We start from the raw sequence: 23142 nt of genomic DNA, 5'->3' as shown, positions 1-23142 counted from the left end.
TCCGCCCAATGCGACCTTTACAGGATGCCATGCTGTCCCTTTCTTTTTCCCCGCGTCGTCTGGCGGCGGCTGCCAGCCTGGCTGCCGCCATCGTGCCCGCCGCGCAGGCGCAAACGCCGTATGTGCCGGTAAGCAAACAGTATGGCGACTTCGTCGTCACGAACGACCGTCACGACCCGCTCGTCACCTTGTCTTTCCGCCAGCACGGCTATTGGCCCGGCGGCGCGCGCGAAGTGGTGGAAGTGCGCCCCATCAAGGCCACGCGCGAAGGCCAGCCCATGTTGCTGGCGTTCACCAAGGGCTATACGGGCCAGGGCACCATCCTCATCGGCGTGCAAAATGGCGAACCGCTGATGCGTCCCATCAGTCCCATGCAGCGCGACAGCATGGTGCGCACGGAGCGCGACCCGGAATGGGGCGTGCCGCAGCCGGGCCGCAGCGAGGTACTGCTGTTTGCCCGCGACGGCCGCGCGCTCGACACGGGCACGGGCGAACTGCTGTGGTTTGACGTGCCGGGTACCGTCACGGGCGATTACGCGCCCGCCATGCTGGTCTCCGTCTCGCCCGACCGCCAGCGCGGCGCCTATCTCGCCAGGAAGCTGACCACGCTGCAAGTCATCGTTGCCACGCGCGACGACGGCGTGGCCGGCGTGCTGGCTTTGCCGCCCGACAGCTATCAACGCTGGCTGAAACCCCTCTCGGCCTTGGCTTCCGAGCAGGCGCGCGTCGCCATCAAGGCGGGCCAGGGCCGCACGGATTCGAACCGCATCCAGCGCGAGCTGGAACTGGCCTGGTTTGGCCAGCAATTTCAATGGAAACAAGGCAAGAACGGCTGGCAGGTGACGGGGCTGGGCCTCGCTTCCGCGCCGCCGGAGGTGAAACAGCCATGAAACGACAATACACCATCATCGGCGCCTGCCTTGCTGCAGCCCTCCTGGCCGGCTGCGTGCATGGCGAAATATTCCCCAAGGATTATCTGGCGCAAGACATCGACAAGAGCCAGGCCCTGCTGGAACTGGATGTGATCTTTGCCCAAACGCCCGATGACAAGCTGACGTCGCGCATGACGTCCCACAACAGCGTGGAATATTCGGGCGCGCCGCATATCGTCGTGCCGTTCTACCAGAAGGGACTCGGTTTCGACCAGGGTTTCGCCGGCACTTACATGTTTGCAGTGGTGTATCCGGTTGCCAAGGTCGAGACGGCCACGGCCAGCAGCCGCGTCTTCGGCCAGCAAGTTGATGCTCGCCAAGTTGGTGGCCAGCAGCCGGGCAGCCCACGCTACCGCTTCCGCGTGCCGGGCAAGGCGCAGTGGAATAGCAATGAAACCTTCATGCTGAGCTTTGAGCGCAAGGGCCGGCGCGAAGAGATCACTTTCCGTTTCAGCAACGAAAAAAGCTGTCCCTCCGCTTTCAATGCCATTACGCCCAAATACGGCTTTCCCATCCAGGTCAGCGCCACCTTCAACGATAATAAAGGCTGCCTGAAAGTGTGTGACAGCCGCGACCAGTGGCCGGGCTTTTGCGCTTACCAGCCGCCGCCGGCCGCTTGATCGGTACGCGGCTGAGCAATACCTGCAAACGTAAAAAAGGCCGATGGAAATCGGCCTCGATGGCAGCTGTAGGTGTTGCTTAGCGGTAAAACGCTTCGACTTTGCCCTTCAGCTTGATCTGCAGCGGACGACCGCGGCGGTCAAGTGACTTGGTGGAAGCGACCTTGATCCAGCGTTCGCTGATGCAATATTCTTCCACGTCAAGACGTTCCTTGTCGTTGAAGCGAATGCCGACGTCGTTCTCGAACACGGCTGCAACGTGGTAAGGGCTGCTAGGGTCGATCGACAAGCGATCGGGCAATGGGGGTAAGGTGGTGGTATCGTTCATGGGCGTAATTATCGCCCAGAATGCGGATCCAGACAACGGCCTTTCGCACGTCAGCCGTCGGGCCGTTCATGCAATGGCGGGCCTGGCCCTAGGATATCCATGGGCCGGCACGGCACTGCCGCAGCGGCCCATGCTGTAGCGGAGTCCCGGCAGATTTGCCGGCAATCACACGACCCGGCAATCAGGATTTGTCATCATTCTTGTGGCTTTGACGTCCTGTTTCCACATGCTGCTCATGCGCGCCGCCACGCGAACCGGCACCGGAACCCGCTTGTTCGCTGGCAGTCCTGCCTAGCCCCATTTGTTGCGAAGCGGATTGCTTGTCGCCGTCATTCTTGTGGCTTTGGCGGCCCGCCTCGACATGCTGCTCCTGTTTGCCGCCCTGGCTGCCAGCGGATGATTGGCGGGTGCCGGACGACTTGTCCGACTGTTGTTTGTCCGACTGTTGGTTGCCCGATTGCTGTTTGTTCGACTGCTTAGCGCTTTTGTCGTTGCTGTTGGAAGTCATGATCGTTACTCCTATGGTTAGTCTGCGCCATCATCCGCACCACGGATGGCGTGAGGATGGATGAAGGATGCTCTTGCCAGGACTCTGGCGAGGTGCAGCAGCGTGGAGGCCATTTTCGCTGCCGGATGTTGGCTTAACCATAGGGACACTCCCTGTCGCCACGTAGGAAAACTCCGTGGTGCGTAACAACCATTTCTACATTGCATTTTTACAGATGCCGTGTTTCCTGCGGCGGCCTGTCCCACTCGTCATGCCAGCCATCGATAAAGGTGACTGGTACCTGGGCCAGTTCAGCCACCGACGCATCATCGAGGCAACTGACGCTGATGCCGATAAACGGACCGCTACGTGCAGAATCACCGTGGCCAAACGGGCGCACGCCGCAATGGCGGCAAAAATAGTGGCGTTCGCGGCCGGCGCCGAAACGGTATTCGCTCAAGTCCCCCTTGCCAAGCAGCAGGCGGAAGTCCGAGGGGGACACCAGACTGGCCCAGCAGCGCACTTTCAGACAGAACGAACAGTTGCAGCGCAGGCTGGGGGCCGCCAGGTCGATCTCGGCTGCGAAGCGCACGGCACCGCAGTGGCAACTGCCATGGTAGGTTTTTTTCATCGTGACCCACTTTACAGGGTTGCCGGACTGTCATGCAACTGTCGGCATGGCGAGAGTGTGGCATCCACCAGGTCACGCCCTATAATGACGGCTGTTGAATGGACGGGACAGGAGTTGTAGTATGGAAATGAGCATGACTGACAGCGTGCGGCAACAGGCGTATGCGCAGGCGGCAGCCTTCGTGCACACGCTCGACCGGCGCGATCCTATCGCGCTGCAACGCGACTGGTCCCTGTCGCCGGGCGTGGCCGAGGAGATCGTCGAGATGCTCGACAGCTATTTTTCGGCAAACCAGACGCTGTCGCTGGCGCCGCTGGCGCAGGCCTTTGTGCCGGGCAAGGGTGGCCGTCCTGCCGTCGATGTGTATGCGACCGACGCCGGACCGCTGGGCATGGAATGCCTGTTGCTGGCCGATGGCAAGCCGGGCGAAGCGACCTTGCACCTGGAAATGTCCGGCCACGATGGCGCGCTGCGCCTGCATTACCAATACATCGGATCCTGAGAGCAGCATGACTGAACCGATCAGCGAAACACAACAGCGCATCTGCGACAAATTCGGCTTGCCGGCGCAGGCGCCCGAGCCCATGGTGGCCCTGGCCATCGGCAGCCTCGACCAATCGCCCATCTACGGCACGCGCATTGTGCTGCCGGAAAACGGCAGCATCAGCTGGTTCATCCACTGCGGCGAGCACGACGATGCCAGCGGCTTTTACCAGGCCCTGCATGCGGAGCACCTGCACGAGATGCTGCCGCAAGTGGTCGATTACCTGGCATTGCCCAGCGGCGCCAAATTTATTCTCGACCGGGAAGGGTATGAAGACGTGTGGCTGGAAGAGTAACTTTCTAACCGGCAGGATTATCGTTGACGTTGATAAATAGGTATGGGATGCTGCTGTTCCGTTTTCTCTTGCCGAAAGCCGCATCTTGAAGCCACACCTCCCGTCTGTCCTGCTGGTCATGGCGCTTGCCGCCGTTGCCTCTTCCGTCACCGCCGCCACCACTGCCGCTCCCGCCAGCGGGCCGCAGGCATTGCGCGCGGAACAGGACATCGCCGTCTTTGTGCGCAGCGAAATGCAGGAGCGCCAGATTCCAGGGTTGCAACTGGCAGTGATACAGCGTGGCAAGGTCGTGCTGTCGCGCAATTTCGGCCTGGCCAGCCTGCAATACCAGGTGCCGGTGACCGACGCCAGCCTGTTCTCCATCAATTCGGCGACGAAAGCGTTTACGGGCGTGGCCGTGATGCAACTGGTGCAGCAGGGCAAGATCGATCTGGCGGCGCCCATCGGCCAGTATCTGACGGGCTTGCCTTTAGCCTGGCAAGCCGTGACGGTAACGCAATTGCTCAACCATACTTCGGGCTTGCCCGATGTGCTGGACCAGCGCAGCGGCAAGCTGGTGGGGCCGCAGCCGGACGACGCCGATGCGGCGTGGAAAACCGTACAGGCGCTGTCGGTGGAAGCCCGGCCAGGCGAGCGCTACCGCTATAACCAGACCAATTACGTGTTGTTGGCGCAATTGATCGAGCGGCAAAGCGGCCAGTCCTTTGTCTCCTTCATCCAGCGTCAGCAGTTTGACGTGGCGGGCATGCGACACAGCGGCTTTGGCGATGCGAAGGACGTGGTCGTGGGCAAGGCCAGTTCCTACGTGCTGGACAGGGGCGGCAACGGTTACCGCAACGTGATCGAGGATTTCCCCGTATTCATGCGCGCCGGGGCCGGCATCAATAGCAATGCGGGTGAACTGGCGAACTGGCTCATCGCGCTGCAGGCGGGACGCTTGCTGGCGCCCGCCAGCGTGGCACGGCTGTGGCAGCCGAGCAGCTTGAACGACGGCAAGCCGGCGCCGTGGGCGCTGGGCTGGCCCACCATCGGCCGTGATGGCCACCGCGCCGTGGCCGGCATCGGCGGCGCCCGCTCAGCCTTCTATGTGTATCCGGACGATGGCCTGGCCGTCATTATCCTCAGCAACCTGGCCGGCGGCCAGCCGGAACAGCTGATCGATACCGTCGCCGGCTTTTACATTCCCGCCCTGCGCCAGCAGCGCGGCGGCGCGTATGCCGCGCACCTGCTGCGCAACGCCGCGGCCAGCGCGGGCTATGACGGGCTGGACAAGAAACTGGCGGCCATCCGGCGCCAGCATGGGCTGTCTGAGCCGACCGAAGACGACTTGAATGCCTGGGGCTACCGCCTGCTGCGCCGGCAGCAGCCGAAGCAGGCGGTCGCCGTTTTCCAGCTAGGCGTGCAACTCTACCCGCAAGGGGCGAATGGCCACGACAGCCTGGCCGAAGCGTATGAGGTGGATGGTGCCACGGCGCTGGCCGTCACGCATTACCGCCGTTCGCTGCAACTGGACGCAGGCAACACGCACGCCGTGGCGCGCTTGCGCGTGCTGGCCGCCGACTAACGGGCCGCCTGGGCTGCCGCAGCCTTGCCGTGCTCGGCCCCATGCAAGGCCAGGTAAGCGGCCAGATTCTCGTCGTGTATGCCGAGGGCGCGCAAGACTTCTTGCGTGAAGGTGACGGGCGCGGTGCCTGGCGCCGTGATGATGCGCTGGTCGGCCACGGCCCAGGGCACATCCTGGTACAGGGCGGCGCCCGCATAGCCGACATGCGTCAGGTTATCGGCGGAATTGGAAGTGTGGCGCACGTTGTCGAGCACGCCCGCCTGCGCCAGCACGCTGGTGCCATCGCAAATGCCGGCCAGAACCACGCTCTTGTCGCGGGCGGCGCGCAGCAGGGGCCCCAGGTCGGGCGCCTTGCCGCTTTGCCAGTGGCTGCCGCCACACACCATGAGCAAGTCGAGTTCATCGAGTGAAATGGCTTCCAGCGCCAGTTGCGGCGTGACCTGCATGCCGCCCGACGAGGTGACGGGCAGGCCGCCCGGCGTGGCGAACTGCGTATAAAAACCGTAATACAGGCGCGCCGTGGAGTTGATCAGGGCGGTTTCCCAATCGGCAAAGTTCTCGGTCAATATGGTGATGGCACGTGTCATGGAAAAGTCCTGTCGCAGGTGGAGATATCGATAGTACAGGCTGGTTCGCCTGCTGGTGCCGAAAGCATAATAAAAAGGACTGACAATTTCTGTCAGGAGCGCACGAGAAATGATGGTACAAGTTGCAACAGGCTGCGCTACAATCGCTGGCCCGTCCGCACGGGCCTGTCCCCCTTGATTGCCTTTTACCTGTCGCCTCCATGCTGATTCTGTTTTGCCGTGTCCTGTTCAGCATTGCTGGCCTGCTGCTTTTCTTCCTCTTCGATCAATTAAGTGCGAACGAATGCCTGAAATTGTGCGTCTTGCTGGCGGCGTTCCTGCTGGGCGTGGGCGGCGTGCTGCACGCCTGGGGCCGCAACGCCAGCGCCGTCACTGTGCTGCTGCGCGTGGTGGTGCCCGTGTTTTACCTCGACGCCGCCATCAAAGGGTTTTTGCGTGGCTATTTTGGCATGCGGCCGAATCCGAATGCGGTTTTACAGGCCATGTTTGCGACAGATCAAGCCGAAACGGGAGAGTTTTTCCTGCACAACAGCATTGCCCTGGCGCAATCGGCGGGCTGGTTTGTACTCGTGACGGCGGCGCTGCTGCTGGCCGACCGCCAGTTGCTGCGCTGGCAAGCGGCGCGCGACAGTGCGGCGCCGAGCCTGCTGCAAAAAAGCTTTGCCACCACCATGGCCGTCTTTCTCGTGCTGCTGCACGTCAATACCACCATGCGGCGCGAAAATCCGGCCCTGTTCTGGCCGCTGCGCTACCAGCAGTACAGTGCGCAGTTGGAAGCGATGAAATCCATGCAACATGCGTTGACGGCGGCCATGGCCGCGCCGCGCGAGTGGCATGTTCGCTATGCGGGCGAGGATGCCCGCACCGTCATCTTGGTGATCGGCGAGAGCACCAACCGCGCCTCGATGTCGCTGTATGGTTACCCGCGCGCCACCACGCCCCGGCTCGATGCCATGCGTTCCAAGCTGCTGGTGTTCAATGATGTGATTTCACCCGCGTCCAGCACGGTGGAATCGATGATGACCATGCTCACGCCGGCCGATATCGGCAACCCCGATGCGTGGATGGCCAAGCCCAACCTGCTGATGCTGGCCGAGGCGGCCGGCTACAAGACGTTCTGGGTCTCGAACCAGACGCGCAACGACGGCTGGATAGGACTGTTGGCGGGCGAGGCGGATGAAAGCGATTTCATCAACTACGGTACGGGACGTGGCGAAAATAATTTCGACGGCAATCTGTTGCCGCCGTTCGCCCGTGCACTGGCCGATAGCGCACCGAAAAAGCTGATCGTGGTGCACCTGCTGGGCGCCCATCCCAGCTATGACATGCGCTATCCCAGCCATTTTGCGCATTTCGACCAGACGCAGGACGCTGTCAGCGCGCACATGGCCAGCCAGGGCAGGTCAAGCTGGATACGCAACCGGCGCGATGAATACGATAACGCCATCCGCTATGGCGATTATGTGCTGGGCACCTTGATCGGCATGGCCGACCAAGCCAAGGGCGGGCGCGCCGCCTCGCTGCTGTTTGTCTCCGACCATGGGCAGGAAGTCGGTTACAGCCGCAATCACGCGGGCCATTCCGCGTCGGACAAGAGCGGCTATGAAATTCCCATGTTGATCTGGAACAAGCAGCAAGCGCCGCAATCGACAGCCGCACGCGCTGCGCTGGAAAGCCGGCCGTATCAGACGGACAAGCTTGATGCGACCGTGCTGGGCTTGCTGAAGATCGAGACGCGTTATTACGCGGCGCATGACGATATCCTCAGTAGCGCCTTTCAGCCCGTGCAACGCTTCATGAATGGCTTGCAATACCAGCGCGGCACGCCCGTGCTGGTCCGCGCACCTGGCGCCAGCTGACATGCAAGAGGCCCGGCGCCGCCGCGGAAAGCGGCGGGGCCGGGCCCCTGTTGTGTTGCGGATGAATTGCCGATTACTTCTCGGCGAACGCGCGCTCGACAACGAAGTCGCCAGGCGTCGAGGTATTGCCTTCCTTGAAGCCACGCTCTTCGAGCATGTCTTTCAGGTCGCGCAGCATGTCCGAGCTGCCGCAGATCATGACGCGGTCTTCGGCCGGGTTCAGCGCCGGCAAGCCCAGGTCTTCGGCCAGCTTGCCGCTTTCGATCAGTGCCGTGATGCGGCCCATGTTGCGGAAGTCTTCGCGCGTGACGGTCGGGTAGTAGCGCAGCTTGTCGCTGACCATTTCGCCCAGGAATTCATGCTTCGGCAGGTGCTCTTCCAGCAGCTCGCGGTAGGCCAGTTCATCGACCTGGCGCACGCCATGCACGAGGATCAGCTGGTCGAAGCGCTCGTAGATGTCCGGATCGCGCACGATGCTGAGGAACGGCGCCAGGCCCGTGCCCGTCGACAGCATGTACAGGCGCTTGCCTGGCAGCAGGTAGTCGGACACCAGGGTGCCCGTCGGCTTGCGGCCGACGATGACGGTGTCGCCCACTTGCAAGTGTTGCAAACGCGATGTCAGGGGGCCACCCGGTACCTTGATGCTGAAAAATTCCAGGTGCTCTTCGTAATTGGCGCTGGCGATACTGTAGGCGCGCAGCAAGGGCTTGCCATCGACGCGCAGGCCGATCATGGTGAAATGGCCATTCGAGAAACGCAGCGACGGGTCGCGCGTGGTGGTAAAGGAGAACAGGGTATCCGTCCAGTGGTGCACGCTTAATACGCGCTCTTCATTCATCGAACTCATAGTGTTTGTTGGCTGGTCAAAAAAATGGTTAGTTGCTGGCAACTGCTGGCAAAAGTGAAACCCTGTGTAGGCCCAGACGCTATTGTACTGGCGTCCACACGAAATTGTTACCGTCTATCGCCGCCATCGCTGCCGCATGCGGTGCCGACATTATAGTGCGGATGGCAAGTTAGGGCTGGTATTTGCCCGGAAACGGGCTGTGGGCATGCGCTCTCTTGACCTGGCTCACTTTTTCAAGGCGCCGCTCCAGGGCTGTCGCCAGTGCGTGCAGGCGCGGCCGCAACGACGCCCCGGAAGCGCCGGCGCAGGGCGGTATTCGCCGGTTCGGACACGGTGCGGGCGACGAGGGTGGCCGCCAGCGCCGTTGCGGCCAGGAAAAGCGCCAGCCACGGCAGGCGCTCCGCGTAACCCAGGCCCGCCTTGTCGACCACATTGCGCATGGCGGCCAGCACGATGATATGGAACAAGTACAGCTCATAGCTGTGCCGTCCCAGCCATTGCAGCGGACCGGGGCGGCTCTGGCCGGCTGCCTGGCCCGCCGTGGCGCCCACGATGAAGGCGGCGCTGGCCAGCGCGATCGCGCTGAAGCCGAAGACTTCATGGCCGCCGATGCCGCGCACATACAGGGCCGCCAGGGCCAAGCCCGCTACCCAGCGCAAGCGTTGCCCGGCACGCGTGCCCGGCTGCCAATGTTGTGTCAGCAGGGCCGTCAGGCAGCCGATGGCGATGGCGTCGAAACAGGCGACATAGCCATACATGAAATAGATTTCGTTGTCCGCGTGCAGGCTGCGATAGACGGGGCCGGCCACGATGGCAGCGCCGCACAGCAGCATGATCGCCTGGCGCTGGCGCAGGAAGCGGCACGACAGCGGCAGCAGCAGATAAAACATTTCCTCGACCGATAGCGACCAGTACACGTTCAGGCAGTAATTGAAATAGCCGGCGCTTTGCATCAGCACGTTGTGCCAGAAGGTCAGTATGGAAGCGATGGCGATGAAGAAATAGCTGGCTGGCAAGTCCTTGCCGCCGTCCGAATTGGCAAAGAAGGGCACGTCAAGCACGCCCAGCAGCACGATGAGGGACAGGGCCAGCAGCAGAGACGGTAGCAGGCGGGCGATGCGGTATGCATAAAACGCCGCCAGGTCGATGCGCGCCAGGTCGCCCCACCGGCGTAGCGAGGTCGAGGTGATCAGGTAGCCGGAAATAACGAAGAACATGGTCACGCCGTAATTGCCCTGATAGGCGGCGCCCAGAAGCCATCCCGGCAAGGCCGAGAGCGGGCTGTTCTTCAAGCCATAGGCCAGCGCGAAGTGCAGCACCAGCACGCACAGGATGGCCGCGCCGCGCAGGGCGTCGATATGGCGGTTGCGGGTATTATTCACTGTGGTTCCTTGTCATGTATGGCAACTTATAGGGGCATGATGCGACATGTGTCGCTTGCCGGTCAACGATTATGCAGATAGTCGGTGTCGAAAGCGGCAACAGGGCGAAGACAGGGAAGTCTTGCGTGTATGATATTGCCGAACAGAATGGTTGGGCATCTATCATCTTGCGGGCGCGCTACTTATGCCTTCCGGCCCATGAATCGGCGTGCACGATTCCGACCGCCAGGATGCCTGACCCACAGCGAAAGGTAATAAAGATGTATAAAACAGTGCGCGACATGTTCCTGCATTTCAAGGAAGCCGTCCCATTCCGCCTCGTCCCCGCCCTGATTTGCACGGCCTTGCTGGTGAGCATGCTATTGCTGCCGGCGCCGGACGGCTTGACGCCCAAGGCCTGGGGCCTGGTGGCTATTTTCCTCACCACCATCCTGGCGATCATCTTAAAAGTCATGCCGATCGGCGTGATGGCCATGATGGCCATCGTCATCGTATCATTGTCGCAAGTGACGTCGACCTCGTCCAAGGGCGCCATCACGGATGCGCTCAGCAGTTTCTCGAATCCTTTGATCTGGCTGATCGTCGTGGCGATCCTGATTTCGCGCGGCCTGAAAAAGACGGGGCTGGGCAGCCGCATCGGCCTGCTGTTCATTTCCCTGCTGGGCAAACGCACCATGGGCATCGGCTACGGCCTGGCGATTTGCGAACTGGTGCTGGCGCCATTTACGCCGAGTAACACAGCACGCGGTGGCGGCATCGTCCATCCCGTCATGAAATCGATCGCCAACGCCTTCGATTCGGACCCTGCCAAGGGCACGGAAGGGAAGGTGGGCACGTATCTGGCCCTCGTCAACTACCACGCCAACCCCATCACCTCGGCCATGTTCCTGACGGCCACGGCGCCCAATCCGCTGGTGGTCGATTTCGTGGCCAAGGCCAGCGGCCAGAGTTTCCACCTGACATGGACCACCTGGGCCCTGTGCATGCTGCTGCCGGGCCTGGTCTGCCTGCTGGTGATGCCTTTGATCATCTACTGGCTGTCGCCGCCGGAATTGAAAGCCACGCCGGATGCCGTCACCTACGCCAAGGCGGAATTGAAAAGCATGGGCCCGCTGTCACCATCGGAAAAAGTCATGCTGGGCACCTTTGCCTTGCTGCTGTTGCTGTGGGCGAACGTACCCGCCATGCTGTTCGGTCCCACGTTTTCGCTCGATGCGACGGTGGTGGCCTTTGTCGGCTTGTTCGTGTTGATTATCACGGGCACCATCGATTGGGACGACGTGCTGTCGGAAAAGAGCGCCTGGGACACCCTCGTGTGGTTCGGCGCGCTGGTCATGATGGCCGAGCAGTTGAACAAGACGGGCGTGATCGCCTGGTTCTCGGCCGGCATGAAAGCCGCCATCGTCGCCAGCGGCATGGACTGGCTGCCGATAGCCGCCGTCCTGGTGCTGGTGTTCGTCTTCTCGCATTACTTCTTTGCCAGCACGACGGCCCACATCAGCGCCATGTTGCTGGCCTTCCTGACGGTGGGCCTGCACCTGATCCCGGCCGAATACCACGTGCCATTCATGTTGATGATGACAGCCGGCTCGGCCATCATGATGACCCTGACGCACTACGCGACAGGCACGTCGCCCATCATCTTTGGCAGCGGCTTCGTGACGATGGGCAACTGGTGGCGCGTCGGCTTCATCATGTGCGTGGTGGAATTGCTGATCTTTGCCGTTGTCGGCACGACCTGGTGGAAATTGCTCGGTTACTGGTAAGGCTGTGCGTCAGCTCGTCTCAGCCATGCATGCGCGGCAACCACATGCCCATGCTGGCGACGGCGATGCCCACGCCCATTGCCACTGTCAGTAGCGACAGCAGCGCCGCCATCGTCCAGCGGGCCGGCGCGCTGCCGCTATCGCGGCTGCGCAAATAGCCCTCCAGCACGGCTAGCGGCAACAGATACTGCGCGTAGGCAAGAAAACTCAGGAAAGGTCCCGTGAAGCTGCCTGGGTCGAAACCGGCCGGGCCGCCATTGACGGCCAGCCAGAACATCAGGCCGACACGGAAGAACCATACGCCGCTGACGGCCAGGAACAGCCGCAGCGCCCAGCGCCGGTGCGCGGCAATATCGCGCTGCAAGGCGCGGCGCAGAGTCATGCCCGCGAACAGCAGCACCAGCACGGCATTGAGGCTGATGCCGATGTGCTGCACCACGTCGCCGACGGCGCCGCGCCACCACAACATGTAGATGCCTGACAACGCGGCCAGCACGGCGCCGGCCAGGTACACGCGCCCGTTCCAGCGGTGCGCGCGCGGAGCGATGCGGCGCAGCTGGGGCAGCAGTTGCAGGGCGCCGCCCAGCATGATGACGGCCGCCAGCAGCAGGTGGATGCCGGTGGCCAGGTTGCCCACGCCATCGCCGGGCACGTGGCCGTGCGACATGACCGCGTTCCAGCCCTGGAAGTTGCCGCGTATGCCATGCCCGCCGTAAAGGGCCACGATGTAGGCGGCAAACACCAGCTGGCCGATGACGGTGGCCGCGAACCAGAAGGTCGCGGCGGCGGACAGCGCCGTGGCGGCGCCGATGCGTGATGGCGCCAGGCGCTGGCCAGCGGCGGATTGTGCGGATGGCATGGCGTGTCTCCTGATGGTGTTGTGCAGCCATCAAGATAGGCGCGTGCTTCCCAAGTGGGCGCGAACAGGCGCCGCCGGTGCGACGAACGGCGGTTTTCAGGGCTTGAACGGCGGGCGTATCGCGGGTATCGTGATGCCATGACATCTGCGCCCGCCACCACTCGCCGCTACGTCGCGCTTCTGCCCAGCGCGCGGCAGGCGCTCGTCGTGACGGTCTTCACCTTGTCGCTGTCGTGGCTGCTACACCTGCTCAGCGGGACTTCTTACCTGGGCGTGTTCGGGCGTATCGGTTTTATTGGTGCCGCCTTGCTGCTGGCGTATTCGGCGGCAGGTGCCCTGCGTCCGCGCTGGCTGCCCCTGGCGGCGGCAAGAGTGGGCGCCGTGGTGCTGATGGCGCCCGTGGCCGCCTTCGTGACGGCACTGGCCACGCAGCGCAGCCAGTTCTTTAGCTACCTTGCGCAAACGCAAACCCTCGTCGGCCACTTCCTGATGGTGTTTCTGGCCATCGTCTTCGGCGTGTCGTTTTCCCTGCTGGCCATGCGCAGCGAACGGCGCGAGCGCGAACGGGCAGACCGCCTGCAGGCTGAGCTGGTCAACAGTTCTTTGGAGCGCGAATTGCTGGACGCGCGCCTGCGCCTGTTGCAGGCGCGGATCGAGCCGCATTTCCTGTTCAACACCCTGGCCAATGTCGAAGCGCTGGTGGCGACCGGCGCGCCGCAGGCGGGGCCCGTGCTGCGCCAGCTGATCGCCTATCTGCGCGCCGCCATGCCGCGCCTGAACGACGGGGCCGCCACCCTGGAGCAGGAACTGCAACTGGTGCGCGCCTACCTTGCGTTGATGCAGATGCGCATGCCGGACCGCCTGCAATTTTCCGTCGCCGGCTGCGTGCAGGCGGCCACCTTGCGCTTTCCGCCGATGGCGCTGCTGACACTGGTGGAAAACGCCGTAAGCCATGGCATCGATCCCGGCGTGGCAGGCGGGCGCATCGACGTGGGCACCGAAGTGGAGCCTGTCAGCGGCAAGGTGCGCGTCTGGGTCAGCGACACGGGCGTGGGCATGGCGGAGACGGCGCAGCCGGGCACCGGCCTGAACAATGTGCGCAGCCGCCTGCTGGCCATGTATGGCCCCGACACCCGCCTCGAACTGCATGCCGTCGCGCCGCAGGGCGTGCGCGCCGAGCTGCATTTCATCCTTCCTGGAGACACGCATTGACCATGACGACCGCCCTGATCGCCGACGACGAACCGCTGCTGCGCGAGCGCCTGCGCAGCCATCTGGCCAGCTTGTGGCCCCGGTTGCGCGTCATCGGCGATGCGCGCAATGGCGTCGAAGCGCTGGAACTGTTTGAGCTGCATCAACCCGAGATTGTCTTTCTCGATATCCGCATGCCGGGCATGGACGGCATCGCCACGGCGCGCGCGCTGGCCCGCCGCGCGCACCTGGTGTTCGTCACCGCGTATGATCAGTACGCATTACAGGCGTTCGAGCAGGGCGCCATCGATTACCTGGTGAAACCCGTCGACCCGCTCCGCCTGGCCGATACGGTGCAGCGATTGCAAGAGCGGCTCGCCAGTCCGCTGGCGGCCGGCAACGGGCTGGACGCCGTGCTCGAGCAACTGGCCAGCAGGCTGGGACTACGCGCCGCGCCGCCTGTCTGGCTGCAATGGATCAAGGCGTCTGTCGGCAGCAGCGTGCGTCTGATTCCCGTCGAGCAAGTGCGCTATCTGCGTGCTGAAGAGAAATACACACTGGTGGCATGGGAAGAGGGCGAGGCCCTGATACGCACCAGCATCAAGGAACTCGGCGAGCAACTGGACCCCGGCCGCTTCGTGCAGACACACCGTTCCGTCATCGTCAACCTGGCGTATGTCAGTGCCGTCACGCGGGGCGTGAATGAAACGGCGCGGCTGCACTTGCGCGGCAGCAGCGACACCTTGCCCGTCAGCCGCAGCTATCTGCAGCATTTCCGGCAGATGTGATTGAGTCGACGGGCAGCCGCACCACCACCTTGCCGCGCGCGCGCCCCTGCGCCAGGTAAGCGAGAGCCTGTTTCGCTTCGGCAAAAGGAAACACCGTGTCGATCACGGGGCGGATGCTTCCCGCATCCAGCAGGACGGCGATCTGCGCCAGCTGGCCGCCGTCGGGGCGCACGAAGTGGAAGGCATAGTCGGCGCCGCGCCGCTTCGCCAGGCCGATGATTTTTCGGCTGAGCAAAGCAAACACCAGCTTCAGCACCAGGTTCATGCCGCGCGCGCGGGCGAAAGCGACGTCCGGCGGCCCGACCAGCGAGACGACCTGGCTGCCAGGCTTGACGATGCACAAGGCCTTTTCCAGGCCGTCGCCACGCACCGTGCCCAGCACGGCGTCGTAATCGCGCAATACCTGTTCGAACGGCTGTTGTTTGTAGTCGACCACTTCATCGGCGCCCAGGCCGCGCACCACTTCGACATTTGCCGTGCTGGTGGTGGTGCCCACGCGGGCGCCCAGGTGTCTGGCCAGCTGGATGGCAAACGTGCCGATGCCGCCGGAACCTGCCGGAATGAACACTTTCTGGCCAGCCTTGAGCTGCATGCGCTCATGCATGGCTTGCCACGCCGTCAAACCCACCATGGGAATCGACGCGGCTTGCACGAAATCGAGGTTGGCCGGCTTGAGGGGGGCCGCAGGCTCGGGCACGACGGCAAATTCGGCCAGGCTGCCATATGGCGTGTCGAAAACACTCGCATACACGGCATCGCCCACTTGAAAGCGCGTGACGGCGCTGCCCACGGCCACGACGACGCCGGCCAAGTCGCTGCCCAGCGTGGCCGGCAGCCGCAGTTTCAATATCGGCTTGAAGTCGCCCCTGGGAATCAGGTAATCGATGGGGTTCAGTCCCACGGCATGCACCTGCACCAGCAATTCGCCGGGGCCGGGCGCGGGGCGGGGCAGTTCGGCAAATGCGATGTGGTCGAGGCCTGCGTATTGTTTTAATTGCAATGCTTGCATGATGTTCTCGTTGAAGGCTGGAAAAAATGCTGGCGTTCAGGCCAGTCGCAGGTCCTTGCGCAAGCCGGCGTCCAGCAGCGCGGCGGGCAGGAAGCGGCGCATCAGGCGCAAACGTGCGGCCAGCGGGCCGGCCGTGTAGCGCAATTTCGGCTGGCTTGCCTGCGCCGCCGCCAATACGGTGTCGGCCACCACGCCAGGGTCATCGGCGCCGGCCATGAGTTCCTGCAGCCGGCGCACGACGGCCGCGCGCACCTGCTGGTAGGTGGACAGCGGGGTATCGGGCGCCAGCAAATTGGCTTCGAACGTGGTTTTTGTGTAGGCAGGTTCGATGACGCTGGCGCGGATGTCCCAGCCGCGCACTTCATGGTCGAGCGATTCCGTATAACCTTCGATGGCGTGTTTGGTGGCTGAATACAGTGCGCCGTAGGGCATGGGCAGGAAGCCCACGACGGAACCGATGTTGAGGATGCGCCCGCCGCCCTGGGCCCGCATGTGCGGCAGCACGGCCAGCGTCATGCGCACGACGCCGAAGAAATTCGTGTCGAAGATGGCTTGCGCCTGGGCAATGCTGCTTTCCTCGGCGCCTGCCGGGGCCACGCCGAAACCGGCGTTATTCACCAGCAAGTCGATGCGGCCTTCCGCCTGCATGACGGCAGCGACGGCCGCCGCCACCGAGGCATCGCTGGTGACGTCGAGCGCCAGCATCGCATAGCCGAGCCCGGCCGCTTGGTCACCGCGGCGGCTGGTGCCGTACACCGTATAGCCGGCTTGCACCAGGCGCCGGGCCGTGGCGGCACCGATGCCGGACGAGGCGCCGCTGACCAGGGCAATCTTGTGGTTTTTCATGGCAGTTCCTTCAGTGATTGACAGCATGGAATATGGCATATGATGATCGTCATATTTTTGTTTGAAAAAAAACCCGGGACGGATCAAGGTCACGGGCGGTGCGGCTAGCCGGGCGTTTGAAACTGCGCCAGGGTGGCCGCGCACAGCGCATCCGACAGGGCTGGCTCATCGACGGCGCGCGCCAGGATGGTGGTGCCGATCATGGCGCACACCATGGCCATGGCTTGCGCGTGCGCTTCGGGCTGGCCCCAGTTCGGCAACTGGCGCGCGAACAGGTCGATCATTTCCTTGATGTGCAGGGTGGCGGCGCGCCGCACCTCGGGCGCCTGGCGCGGCATTTCCGAGCCCAGCGCCGACACGGGGCAGCCCACCTCGATGGCGGCGATGTGTTCGGGCGACAGATACGCCGCCAGCATGGCTTGCAGCGCCTGGCCGGGCGGGGCGGCGGCCGCCACCCTGGCCGCCAGCGCCACCGCTTCGGCGCCAGCGCGGTCGCCCGCTTCGGCCAGCAGGGCGTCGCGCGAAGCGAAGTGCGCATAAAAGCCGCCGTGCGTCAGGCCCGCTTCCTTCATGATGTCGGCCACGCCCGTGCCTGCATAACCGCTGCGGCGGATGGCGCGCGTGGCCACCTCGACGATGCGTTCATGGGTGGCTTCCTTGCGGCTTTGGATTGTTTGCTTGGTAGATGAGTTCTGCATGACGGTCATCATATCGCAATTTTCAGCATGGTGCATGCGCTGCGCCGCCACACGATTGACCTGCCCCACGGTGCAGGTGAATAATGTGATGGCCCGATTTCAGCGCCATCGCGTTAGCCATGGACTGGTTTCATGACTGGCTGGGGAGCTGGAATAAGGAACGACAAGGAACGATAACGAACTACAAGGAACGACAAGGAGCGGCAATGAGATCTTTTATAGCGGAAACGCCAGAACAGCTGTTTTCTTACGGCACTTTACAGCAGGCCGATGTGCAGCTGGCCACCTTCGGGCGCCTGCTGGACGGCCGGCCCGACCAATTGCCCGGCTACCGCCTGGCGCTGCTGGCTATCGATGATGCGCAGGTGGTGACGACCAGCGGCAAGACGCACCATCCGATCGCCTCGCGCAGCGGCGAGCCAACGGCTTGCGTGCCGGGCGCCGTGCTGGCCATCTCGCTTGCGGAATTACGCCAGGCGGATGGCTACGAGGTAGCCGCTTACCGGCGCGAACGCGTCACCCTGGCTTCGGGCATGCAGGCCTGGGCGTATGTGGATGCGCGCGATGCTGCGCCGTGACTACTGGTTCCGGCGCGGCTTGACTTGGAAAAAGAAGGGCTAGCTTTTCAGGCTGCAGAAGGACGTATAGTGGTCCTGCGTATAGTAGCGCTCCACCAACTTGCGTTTGCCCGCCGGAGTCTGCACAAGCAATACCGCACGATGCGAACCCGCGCCGCCGTCGCCGCCGATACCCAAATAGTATTCATAATAAACTTCGTCCTTGCCGACAGGCGGGAGGCGCTTTTCATTATTATTGAATACGGTATTGCCCGCACCACCTGCCACCGCGCTCGCCTTGGCGTTGCGGTAGGCGTCATATTCGCTATTTTTTGGGGTAGGCAGGGTTTTGCTCGGTTCCCTTTTGCCGCAGTCAGGGATCTTCGCCGCATAGGCATGGGAAGAAAACAGGGCGCCTGCGATAACAAGACCCAGCGACCATATTGTTGCGCGTTGAACTTTCATCGATCAGCTTTCGTTGGTGGTGCGTTTAACGGATAGGCTTTTTTTGATACGGTATGCGGCCGGTGTTCGGGTGACCGGTGCAATCTCTGCAATGCTGAATATAGTTAAATATTTGAAAATATAACTATCCAATTGTCACGTGCCGATAAATAATTTTATGTCTTCTTCGGAGAAATGGGCAGGTTGTCGACCAAATGGTGCGCATATGGATGGTGTCATGCTGCGCGAAATAAATGCAGGGCAAGGCGCGCAGAGAAATCACATAGTCAAGCACATTAACGTGACAATGTTAGAGTTTTCGTGATTGGCAATTCGTCAGGCCATGTCGCAGTTATGGGCAACAAGCGAGCCAGTTTGTGCCTATCGCTTTCCCGATATTTTTTTGTCGAGTATATGAAATCCTGAATGATGAATGTATTCATCGTCAATCATTAACTTCTGACACCAGTTGCTACGCGACATGGTGGTGGGGGAAACCTGGCTGGCAGGATTGAAAGTACACAAGCACATTAAATCGGCAGCCGAAATGTCGCGCTAGGCCGCCGCAATGCAACAGCCCCCAATGGCTGTCTGCAGCGATCGGGGGCTGGCGGAAACGCCCGTACCGGCGCGTTTCAAGGGGCTAGTATCAAGCTCAGGCCGGCTTGCGCTTGCCTGCGGAAACGCGGTTCCAGCCATAGCCGGCGGCGATGATGGCCAGGATGGCAGCCTGCGCCAGCAAGGTTTCTGCCGTGGGCAGGATGCCCAAGAGATCAATGCGCATGAAATCGACGGGAGTCACACCCACCCAGCCCGCTTCTTGCAGCGCGGCCACGCCTTTACCCATCAGTATCACGGCCAGCACGGCCACGAAAGCGGAGGTCAGCGAGAAGAATTTTCCGATCGGCATGCGGGCGCTGGTGCGCAGCAAGGCCCAGGCGATCACCACCAGCAGCACGATGGCCACCAGGAAGCCGCCCAGCAAGGCACCGCCATTGCCGTCCGCCGCCAGGGCGGAATAGAACAGCACGGTTTCAAAGACTTCGCGGTAGACGGCGATGAAGGCCAGGGCAAACAAGCCCCAGGCGGAGCGGCGCGACATCGCTGCCGTGAGTTTCTCGTGCAGATATTCCTGCCAGCGTCCGGCGCTGCTCTTCTGGTGCATCCACAAGCCCACGCTGAGCAGGACCAGCGCCGCAAACACGGAACCGAGCCCTTCGCTCACTTCCCGGCTGGCGCCGCTGATAGTCACCAGATACGTTGCTGCCACCCACGTCAGGCCGCCCGCCACCAGCGCGCTGGCCCAGCCAGCATGTACGTAGGGCAATACGTCGTTGCGCTTGGCCTTGCGCAGGAAGGCGATGATGCCGATCACGATCAGCAGCGCTTCCACGCCTTCGCGCAGCAAGATCGTCAGGGCGCCGATAAAGGTCGTCATCGGTTCGGCCTTGGCGTCGCCCAGCTCCGCTTCCACATGGCTAAACAGTTGCTGCAGCTTTTCTCCCGCCGCCTCGGCGTCGGCTACCGTGCCTTTGGCAACGGCGGAACGGTAAGCCAGCATGGCGTTTTCCACGGCCAGCAGCAGCGATTTGTTGCGCGCGCCGACCATCGGCTCGATCGGCTCGAAGCCGTCCAGGTAGGCCGACAGACCCAGGCGCGTAGCTGCCGCGCGGTCGCCCGCGTGCACGGCGGCCAGGCTTTCCGCCAGGCGCAAACGCGACAGGGCCAGGCCCGCCGGCTTGTGCGCCTCGGCCTTGTCCGGATGGCTGCGCAAGTACGCCGTCAAGGCTTGCGCCTCGTCCGCGCCCAACTTGGCTGCCGCCGCTTCCTGTGTCAGGGTCGTCACGGCAGCCAGGTCCGCGTACAGCTTCTTGGCCCGTGCATCGTCTTGCCACAGCTTTTCACCGTGCGCGCGTGCCGCCGCGTCGTGCGACATGCCGCCCACAAAAAAGGCCAGGTCCCAGCGTTCGTTTTCGGACAGCTGGCCAAAACTGGCCATCGAGGTGCCGGCCACGCCTTGCGAAATGACTTGGTACAGCGCCATCACGCTGCGCGACTGCGCCCGATCACCATCCGTGAAGGCGATTGGTTTCGGTTCCAGGCTGGCCGCCAGCGGTCCATCGCCGCCACCGGTCACGCCATGGCAAGAAGCGCACTGGGCCGCATACAGGGCCGCACCGCGCGCCAGCTTGGGTAATACTTTGGGCGCCACGGGAATCGGATACGCGGCAATCAGCAAGCCGTTCGCGTGGTGCGCCAGGCGCTTGACTTCCATGCCGTCCGCCTTGGCGACGACGGCCGCGCGCAATTCGGCGATGGCGGCGGCAATCGCCGCCTTCGAAGCGTGGGCGGGCAGGGCGGCGATCTGCGTCGTCGCGTTGTCGGTAAAATCGAGCATTTCCGCGTATTCGGCCGCGCTGACCACCTTGCCGTGCTCGACGGCGCCGCTGTAATCGACGGCAACGTAGTCAATCAATTGCCACAGCTGCTTGGCGCCAGCGCCCTGGTCGGCCACTTGCGCTTGCGCGCCGCCGGCCAGTAACAGGCTGAGGCTGGCGGCCACGAGCGGATAGCACACTAGCCATTTCTTCATAGAGTTGAACATGATTCTCATTCTCATTTATCGTTAACCCGGCGACTATAGGACAGACGGTGCAGGGTGTCAACGGCGCACGGGTGCGCATGGGCGCAAACAGCGTTGCCCTGGCCAATCTTCTTGACCAGGGCAGCGTGCCTGCAAAATGGAACGAGGAGGGAGGAAGGCTACTGCTTCGATGCCGGTTTCGCGTACAGGCCTCTGGCCAATCCGCTGTCCGTGTCGTCCACTTGCAAGCCGCCCTTGACAACGCGCAAGACCAGCTTCTGGAACGCCTGCCCCCGCAGCCACTGACTGTCGGTGACGGCGAACGCGGCGATGCGTTCCTGCGCGCGCGCGGGTGGCACGGCCAGCCATTGATAGTCGGCCTTCGCGCCCTGGCGGCGCAAGCCGGCGCGTACCCAGCGTTCTGATGCCGGCATGGAGACGATGGCGTCGCCATTCGCCACGCTCACAGCCGTGGCTGTCTTGCCGCTTTGCGCCTCGAACTTCACTTCCACGCCAGCCATCGGCCCCAGCCGGGGGAAGCCGACGATGGCCACCCACAGGCCCGCTTCGGCGGCTTTCTGGATGCGCATTTCCGTTTCCTCGAACACGCGAAACTGCGGCTCCTTGCCGTCGTTGCCCGTCACCAGGGTCACCGTATCGCCGGCAACGCGCCACGCGCCGCTGGCTTGCTCGTCAGTATTGCCGTAACTGAGCATCCATTTGAAAGTGCCGTCCTTTTTCAACAGCAGTTCGGAGCCCGTTTCCATGACGCCTTGCAGGTAATAGTGTCCGGGCAGGGAGGACGCGGCCTGGTCGGCCGCGCTGGCAGCAAGCGGCCAGGCCAGGGCGGCGCAGGCCAGCAGGCAAGAGAAGGAAGAAAAGCGGGAGGAAAAATGGGAGGTTTTCATCAGTGTGTCCTTTATGATATGCCATCATAGCAACGGCAATTCCTTGCCGTCGCACGGATACACCGCCTGGCCTGAGTACTGATCAGTTACTGCTGAAATCGAGCACGACGCGCGAGGCAACCTTGCCTTGCTCCAGGCGGCTGAAGATCTCATTGATGGCCGACAGCGGCTGCAATTCCACGCCGGCCTTGACCTTGCCGTTGGCGGCAAAGGCAAGCGCCTCGGCCATGTCCTGGCGCGTGCCGACGAAGGAGCCGCGTATCGTCACGCAATTGGCGACCACGTCGAACAGCGGCGTCGGGAAGTCACCCGGCGGCAAACCCACCAGCACGCAGGTGCCGCGCTTGCGCGTCATCGCCACGCCTTGCTGGAAGGCGTCGAGCGACGGTGCCGTGATCAGCACGCCGTGCGCCCCGCCACCGGTCGCTACACGCAGGGCCGCAACGGGATCGCCCTGGCGGGCATTGATGGTCACTTCGGCGCCCAGGGCACGTGCGTGTTCCAGCTTGCCTTCATCGATGTCGACAGCCGCCACGCGCAAGCCCATGGCCAGCGCATATTCGACGGCCAGGTGGCCCAGTCCGCCGATGCCGGAGACGACCAGCCACTGGCCCGGCCGCGCCCCCGTTTCCTTGATGCCCTTGTAACTGGTCACGCCGGCGCAGATGATGGGCGCCGCCTGCACGGCGGACAGCCCGGCCGGAATGTGCGCGACGTAGCGCGGGTCGGCCAGGATGTATTCGGCGAAACCGCCATTCTTGGTGTAGCCGCCGAACTGCGCCTCGGCGCACACGGTTTCCCAGGCTGCCAGGCAATGTTCGCAATGGCCGCAAGCCGAGTAGAGCCAGGGTACGCCGACGCGGTCGCCCAGTTGCACCTCGGTCACGCCCGTGCCCATGGCCACCACCAGTCCGATGCCCTCGTGGCCGGGAATGAACGGCGGCGTCGGCTTGACAGGCCAGTCCCCGCGCGCCGCATGCAAGTCGGTGTGACATACGCCGCAAGCTTCGGTCTTGACCAGGATCTGGCCAGGGCCGGGAACCGGCACGGGAACCTCGCGCAGCACCAGGGGCTGCCCCAGTTGCTCGACAACTGCGGCTTTCATTGTAGTGGGTGTCATGTTATTCCTTATGAAATGGGTCATGCGTAGTGCAGGGTGCCGGGCTGATGGCAAGGTATGCGCCAGCCAGGCGCTCTACCATAGTCTGGTCAACAGAGACTTGCGAATGATCACATTCTGCTGCATGCGATTCGAAAATTGATTGATCTATATCAATGTATGAGCGCACGTTACCTAAATGTCAAGACCCGTCTGGTTATAAACACGCTTAACAAATAAATCCGGCTTCTTTGCCTGCCATTCTTTGAGCGCCTGGATGGGAGTTTGATGATTTAAGGCGCGCTGCGGAATGTTGT

General features: G+C 62.8%; 24 protein-coding genes and 1 pseudogene. 10 read left to right on the top strand and 15 right to left on the bottom strand.

Going from position 1 to position 23142, the window contains the following annotated elements; all coding sequences use genetic code 11:
* Nucleotides 1–29 precede the first annotated feature (29 nt).
* The gene (locus ACQ4W7_RS03010; RefSeq protein WP_436528337.1) at nt 30–890 is read left to right on the top strand and encodes a hypothetical protein; all 861 of its coding nucleotides are present in this window, start codon (nt 30–32) and stop codon (nt 888–890) included.
* Nucleotides 887–1552: a hypothetical protein gene (locus ACQ4W7_RS03005; RefSeq protein WP_436528335.1), complete on the top strand. Its 666-nt coding sequence runs from the start codon at nt 887–889 to the stop codon at nt 1550–1552. Before ACQ4W7_RS03010 ends, ACQ4W7_RS03005 begins: the two co-directional genes overlap by 4 nt.
* 79 nt (nt 1553–1631) lie before the next feature.
* Here ACQ4W7_RS03005 and ACQ4W7_RS03000 read toward each other — a convergent pair whose 3' ends face one another.
* The 3 genes from ACQ4W7_RS03000 to ACQ4W7_RS02990 form a co-directional block, all read right to left on the bottom strand.
* Complete coding sequence (locus ACQ4W7_RS03000) at nt 1632–1880, bottom strand: DUF3297 family protein (protein WP_010398340.1); 249 nt, start codon at nt 1878–1880, stop codon at nt 1632–1634.
* Between the two features lie 181 nt (nt 1881–2061).
* Entirely contained in the window at nt 2062–2388 is a 327-nt protein-coding gene (locus ACQ4W7_RS02995) for a hypothetical protein (protein WP_426071163.1), read from the bottom strand.
* 208 nt (nt 2389–2596) lie between these two features.
* The gene (locus ACQ4W7_RS02990) at nt 2597–2998 is read right to left on the bottom strand and encodes a GFA family protein (protein WP_436528333.1); all 402 of its coding nucleotides are present in this window, start codon (nt 2996–2998) and stop codon (nt 2597–2599) included.
* Between the two features lie 133 nt (nt 2999–3131).
* Between ACQ4W7_RS02990 and ACQ4W7_RS02985 the strand changes: the two genes are divergently transcribed.
* The 3 genes from ACQ4W7_RS02985 to ACQ4W7_RS02975 all read left to right on the top strand — a co-directional run bounded on the left by ACQ4W7_RS02985 (nt 3132) and on the right by ACQ4W7_RS02975 (nt 5401).
* Complete coding sequence (locus tag ACQ4W7_RS02985) at nt 3132–3500, top strand: hypothetical protein (RefSeq protein ID WP_436528331.1); 369 nt, start codon at nt 3132–3134, stop codon at nt 3498–3500.
* Nucleotides 3501–3507: 7 nt separating this feature from the next.
* Nucleotides 3508–3837, top strand: coding sequence for an immunity protein Imm33 domain-containing protein (locus ACQ4W7_RS02980; protein ID WP_436528329.1), 330 nt, complete (start codon nt 3508–3510; stop codon nt 3835–3837).
* Nucleotides 3838–3922: 85 nt separating this feature from the next.
* Complete coding sequence (locus ACQ4W7_RS02975; protein WP_436528327.1) at nt 3923–5401, top strand: serine hydrolase domain-containing protein; 1479 nt, start codon at nt 3923–3925, stop codon at nt 5399–5401.
* On the opposite strand, the gene ACQ4W7_RS02970 is transcribed toward ACQ4W7_RS02975, so the two are convergent.
* On the bottom strand, nt 5398–5988 hold the full coding sequence (locus ACQ4W7_RS02970; RefSeq protein ID WP_436528325.1) for a type 1 glutamine amidotransferase family protein: 591 nt from the start codon (nt 5986–5988) through the stop codon (nt 5398–5400). The two genes, ACQ4W7_RS02975 and ACQ4W7_RS02970, sit on opposite strands and share 4 nt — an antisense overlap.
* Before the next feature lie 200 nt (nt 5989–6188).
* On the opposite strand from ACQ4W7_RS02970, the gene ACQ4W7_RS02965 reads away from it, so the two are divergent.
* Complete coding sequence (locus tag ACQ4W7_RS02965) at nt 6189–7847, top strand: phosphoethanolamine transferase (protein WP_436528323.1); 1659 nt, start codon at nt 6189–6191, stop codon at nt 7845–7847.
* Between the two features lie 73 nt (nt 7848–7920).
* Here ACQ4W7_RS02965 and ACQ4W7_RS02960 read toward each other — a convergent pair whose 3' ends face one another.
* A complete protein-coding gene (locus ACQ4W7_RS02960; RefSeq protein ID WP_426071156.1) occupies nt 7921–8694 on the bottom strand; it encodes a ferredoxin--NADP reductase in 774 nt (257 codons plus the stop codon).
* A gap of 233 nt (nt 8695–8927) precedes the next feature.
* Nucleotides 8928–10076 (bottom strand): acyltransferase family protein, encoded by a 1149-nt coding sequence (locus tag ACQ4W7_RS02955; protein WP_436528320.1) that lies wholly within the window; start codon nt 10074–10076, stop codon nt 8928–8930.
* Between the two features lie 260 nt (nt 10077–10336).
* Here ACQ4W7_RS02955 and ACQ4W7_RS02950 point away from each other — a divergent pair, with 260 nt between their 5' ends.
* Entirely contained in the window at nt 10337–11842 is a 1506-nt protein-coding gene (locus tag ACQ4W7_RS02950) for an anion permease (protein WP_436528318.1), read from the top strand.
* Between the two features lie 19 nt (nt 11843–11861).
* Here ACQ4W7_RS02950 and ACQ4W7_RS02945 read toward each other — a convergent pair whose 3' ends face one another.
* Complete coding sequence (locus ACQ4W7_RS02945; RefSeq protein WP_436528316.1) at nt 11862–12701, bottom strand: DUF2306 domain-containing protein; 840 nt, start codon at nt 12699–12701, stop codon at nt 11862–11864.
* Between the two features lie 138 nt (nt 12702–12839).
* Between ACQ4W7_RS02945 and ACQ4W7_RS02940 the strand changes: the two genes are divergently transcribed.
* Nucleotides 12840–13913, top strand: a complete 1074-nt coding sequence (locus ACQ4W7_RS02940; protein ID WP_436528314.1) for a sensor histidine kinase — start codon at nt 12840–12842, stop codon at nt 13911–13913.
* Between the two features lie 2 nt (nt 13914–13915).
* Nucleotides 13916–14680, top strand: coding sequence for a LytR/AlgR family response regulator transcription factor (locus tag ACQ4W7_RS02935; protein ID WP_426071152.1), 765 nt, complete (start codon nt 13916–13918; stop codon nt 14678–14680).
* Here ACQ4W7_RS02935 and ACQ4W7_RS02930 read toward each other — a convergent pair.
* From ACQ4W7_RS02930 to ACQ4W7_RS02920, 3 genes are all read right to left on the bottom strand, one after another.
* Nucleotides 14643–15689: an NADP-dependent oxidoreductase gene (locus ACQ4W7_RS02930; RefSeq protein ID WP_436528311.1), complete on the bottom strand. Its 1047-nt coding sequence runs from the start codon at nt 15687–15689 to the stop codon at nt 14643–14645. The two genes, ACQ4W7_RS02935 and ACQ4W7_RS02930, sit on opposite strands and share 38 nt — an antisense overlap.
* Before the next feature lie 36 nt (nt 15690–15725).
* Nucleotides 15726–16535: an oxidoreductase gene (locus tag ACQ4W7_RS02925; protein ID WP_436528309.1), complete on the bottom strand. Its 810-nt coding sequence runs from the start codon at nt 16533–16535 to the stop codon at nt 15726–15728.
* Between the two features lie 104 nt (nt 16536–16639).
* Nucleotides 16640–17245: a TetR/AcrR family transcriptional regulator gene (locus ACQ4W7_RS02920; protein WP_436528307.1), complete on the bottom strand. Its 606-nt coding sequence runs from the start codon at nt 17243–17245 to the stop codon at nt 16640–16642.
* 194 nt (nt 17246–17439) lie between these two features.
* Between ACQ4W7_RS02920 and ACQ4W7_RS02915 the strand changes: the two genes are divergently transcribed.
* A complete protein-coding gene (locus ACQ4W7_RS02915) occupies nt 17440–17811 on the top strand; it encodes a gamma-glutamylcyclotransferase family protein (RefSeq protein WP_436528305.1) in 372 nt (123 codons plus the stop codon).
* A 39-nt stretch (nt 17812–17850) separates the two neighbouring features.
* Here ACQ4W7_RS02915 and ACQ4W7_RS02910 read toward each other — a convergent pair whose 3' ends face one another.
* From ACQ4W7_RS02910 to ACQ4W7_RS02890, 5 genes and pseudogenes are all read right to left on the bottom strand, one after another.
* On the bottom strand, nt 17851–18255 hold the full coding sequence (locus ACQ4W7_RS02910) for a ribonuclease domain-containing protein (protein ID WP_426071148.1): 405 nt from the start codon (nt 18253–18255) through the stop codon (nt 17851–17853).
* Between the two features lie 634 nt (nt 18256–18889).
* A complete protein-coding gene (locus tag ACQ4W7_RS02905; RefSeq protein WP_436528303.1) occupies nt 18890–20839 on the bottom strand; it encodes an FTR1 family protein in 1950 nt (649 codons plus the stop codon).
* 158 nt (nt 20840–20997) lie between these two features.
* On the bottom strand, nt 20998–21726 hold the full coding sequence (locus ACQ4W7_RS02900; RefSeq protein WP_436528301.1) for a hypothetical protein: 729 nt from the start codon (nt 21724–21726) through the stop codon (nt 20998–21000).
* A gap of 82 nt (nt 21727–21808) precedes the next feature.
* A complete protein-coding gene (locus tag ACQ4W7_RS02895; RefSeq protein ID WP_436528299.1) occupies nt 21809–22846 on the bottom strand; it encodes a zinc-dependent alcohol dehydrogenase in 1038 nt (345 codons plus the stop codon).
* Nucleotides 22847–23020: 174 nt separating this feature from the next.
* Nucleotides 23021–23142 (bottom strand): annotated as a pseudogene (locus ACQ4W7_RS02890) (IS481 family transposase); the annotation flags it as partial.

Source organism: Janthinobacterium algoris (assembly GCF_051380935.1).
Lineage (GTDB): Bacteria > Pseudomonadota > Gammaproteobacteria > Burkholderiales > Burkholderiaceae_D > Janthinobacterium.
Note: the sequence above shows the minus strand (reverse complement) of the source record. Positions and strands in the feature narration are given on the sequence as shown.

Bases quoted from the DNA above. Each gene is read 5' to 3' on its own strand.
- ACQ4W7_RS02915 (WP_436528305.1), top strand. From the start codon at position 17,440: ATGAGATCTTTTATAGCGGAAACGCCAGAACAGCTGTTTTCTTACGGC.
- ACQ4W7_RS02985 (WP_436528331.1), top strand. From the start codon at position 3,132: ATGACTGACAGCGTGCGGCAACAGGCGTATGCGCAGGCGGCAGCCTTC.
- ACQ4W7_RS02900 (WP_436528301.1), bottom strand. From the start codon at position 21,726: ATGAAAACCTCCCATTTTTCCTCCCGCTTTTCTTCCTTCTCTTGCCTG.
- ACQ4W7_RS02995 (WP_426071163.1), bottom strand. From the start codon at position 2,388: ATGACTTCCAACAGCAACGACAAAAGCGCTAAGCAGTCGAACAAACAG.
- ACQ4W7_RS02945 (WP_436528316.1), bottom strand. From the start codon at position 12,701: ATGCCATCCGCACAATCCGCCGCTGGCCAGCGCCTGGCGCCATCACGC.
- ACQ4W7_RS02960 (WP_426071156.1), bottom strand. From the start codon at position 8,694: ATGAGTTCGATGAATGAAGAGCGCGTATTAAGCGTGCACCACTGGACG.
- ACQ4W7_RS02910 (WP_426071148.1), bottom strand. From the start codon at position 18,255: ATGAAAGTTCAACGCGCAACAATATGGTCGCTGGGTCTTGTTATCGCA.
- ACQ4W7_RS03000 (WP_010398340.1), bottom strand. From the start codon at position 1,880: ATGAACGATACCACCACCTTACCCCCATTGCCCGATCGCTTGTCGATC.
- ACQ4W7_RS03005 (WP_436528335.1), top strand. From the start codon at position 887: ATGAAACGACAATACACCATCATCGGCGCCTGCCTTGCTGCAGCCCTC.
- ACQ4W7_RS02970 (WP_436528325.1), bottom strand. From the start codon at position 5,988: ATGACACGTGCCATCACCATATTGACCGAGAACTTTGCCGATTGGGAA.
- ACQ4W7_RS02940 (WP_436528314.1), top strand. From the start codon at position 12,840: ATGACATCTGCGCCCGCCACCACTCGCCGCTACGTCGCGCTTCTGCCC.
- ACQ4W7_RS02895 (WP_436528299.1), bottom strand. From the start codon at position 22,846: ATGACACCCACTACAATGAAAGCCGCAGTTGTCGAGCAACTGGGGCAG.
- ACQ4W7_RS02920 (WP_436528307.1), bottom strand. From the start codon at position 17,245: ATGATGACCGTCATGCAGAACTCATCTACCAAGCAAACAATCCAAAGC.
- ACQ4W7_RS02935 (WP_426071152.1), top strand. From the start codon at position 13,916: ATGACGACCGCCCTGATCGCCGACGACGAACCGCTGCTGCGCGAGCGC.
- ACQ4W7_RS02930 (WP_436528311.1), bottom strand. From the start codon at position 15,689: ATGCAAGCATTGCAATTAAAACAATACGCAGGCCTCGACCACATCGCA.
- ACQ4W7_RS02980 (WP_436528329.1), top strand. From the start codon at position 3,508: ATGACTGAACCGATCAGCGAAACACAACAGCGCATCTGCGACAAATTC.
- ACQ4W7_RS02950 (WP_436528318.1), top strand. From the start codon at position 10,337: ATGTATAAAACAGTGCGCGACATGTTCCTGCATTTCAAGGAAGCCGTC.
- ACQ4W7_RS02990 (WP_436528333.1), bottom strand. From the start codon at position 2,998: ATGAAAAAAACCTACCATGGCAGTTGCCACTGCGGTGCCGTGCGCTTC.
- ACQ4W7_RS02905 (WP_436528303.1), bottom strand. From the start codon at position 20,839: ATGTTCAACTCTATGAAGAAATGGCTAGTGTGCTATCCGCTCGTGGCC.
- ACQ4W7_RS02965 (WP_436528323.1), top strand. From the start codon at position 6,189: ATGCTGATTCTGTTTTGCCGTGTCCTGTTCAGCATTGCTGGCCTGCTG.
- ACQ4W7_RS03010 (WP_436528337.1), top strand. From the start codon at position 30: ATGCTGTCCCTTTCTTTTTCCCCGCGTCGTCTGGCGGCGGCTGCCAGC.
- ACQ4W7_RS02925 (WP_436528309.1), bottom strand. From the start codon at position 16,535: ATGAAAAACCACAAGATTGCCCTGGTCAGCGGCGCCTCGTCCGGCATC.